A 1261-nucleotide genomic window follows, 5' to 3' on the forward strand; every position below is an offset into this window, starting at 1 on the left:
AGTTGGTGATTTTGAACTTTTGCTTTGCCACGGAACGGTCTGCGTTGTCGGGAAGATGCGTGATCTGATCCTTCAACTTAGCAAAAGTTCGATTTATTCAACAAAGCCCTTCAATGGTTCCGCCACCGCCGCTGACTGAATCAGATTCAGCAGGCTGATTACAGCCCGTTAACAGAAATATCTCTGCAACTAAAAAGAGAAAGGGAGATTTCATTTAACATTCCTTTGCTTAGGGGATAATGAGAGATTACAGGTTCCTATCCCAGCCATGTGTCAAAAGGAGCTAACCATGCCCTGGCAGCCCTGAATTTATTTTGGACATACTTCAGGCTCCTCCATCTTAATCGGATCCTTAATCGGGTAATTCGGATTACCGTAATCGTAACAACTGGTTGTCACTTTTATCTTGTCGCACGGAAGGAAGTGTATTTTGATGCCACAGGTTTTTTGGCCGTTATAATCAGGAACAGGCACTATTGCACTGTGCTCTACATAACTTGCTTTTATTTTTTTCCCATTCAAGATACTCATCCCAATGATCGTATCCTGGAAAGCCATCTGTTGAAGCTTCTCCTGTTTCCCACTCAATTTTTACCGTCATTCCCGGTTCCCATTTTGGAGGCACACCAAAGCAACCCGCACCGCCTCCTCCCTGCCACGGGCCGATAATATCGACACCGGACTGCCCGTTGAAACTATAGTGGTTGATGGCCCAGTGGGTATGGTTAATGGCCTCGATGGTTCCACCACCGCCGCTGACTGAATCTGATTCAGCAGGCTGATTACAGCCCGTTAACAGAAATATCTCTGCAACTAAAAAGAGAAAGGGAGATTTCATTTAACACTCCTTGTGAGGGATTAATCAGGTAACAGAGTTATTTGAAATAACCTGCGCCATAACCCAGTCATTGCGCTTATCATCAAAAACAATTCTCTGCTCTGTTGCGGTCAGCATCGCCTCATAACAGGCTGTAAATTCGGCTTGCCGGTTAGTAAACATCCCTTCTGGCACACTCTCGTATCTCAGAAACTGGCTCGTATCACTGACACACATGAGTTTCTCAAACTGGCTATCGGTAAATTCGATTTGCACCACGGACTTGTCAGATTCCGGGATTTCACCACTCCCCAACCGAATGGAAGACTGATAGGGCTTTGTTGAATAAATCAGATTTCGGGTAAGTCTCCCCCGTAGCGGGTTGTGTTTTCAGGCAATACGCACGCTTTCAGGCATACCTGCTTTCGTCATTTTGTTCAGCGC

2 protein-coding genes and 1 pseudogene are annotated in these 1261 nt (G+C 45.7%); all 3 read right to left on the reverse strand.

What is annotated here, in order from left to right:
- A partial coding sequence (locus AC6CWS_RS26425; RefSeq protein WP_224261798.1) for a hypothetical protein occupies positions 1 to 76 on the reverse strand: 76 nt, incomplete at its 3' end.
- 233 nt (positions 77 to 309) lie between these two features.
- Positions 310 to 838, reverse strand: a pseudogene (tli1a, locus tag AC6CWS_RS26430) (Tli1a family immunity protein).
- A gap of 24 nt (positions 839 to 862) precedes the next feature.
- The gene (locus AC6CWS_RS26435; RefSeq protein ID WP_228260879.1) at positions 863 to 1096 is read right to left on the reverse strand and encodes a hypothetical protein; all 234 of its coding nucleotides are present in this window, start codon (positions 1094 to 1096) and stop codon (positions 863 to 865) included.
- Positions 1097 to 1261: the final 165 nt, after the last annotated feature.

This window comes from Klebsiella sp. M041, from assembly GCF_059759695.1.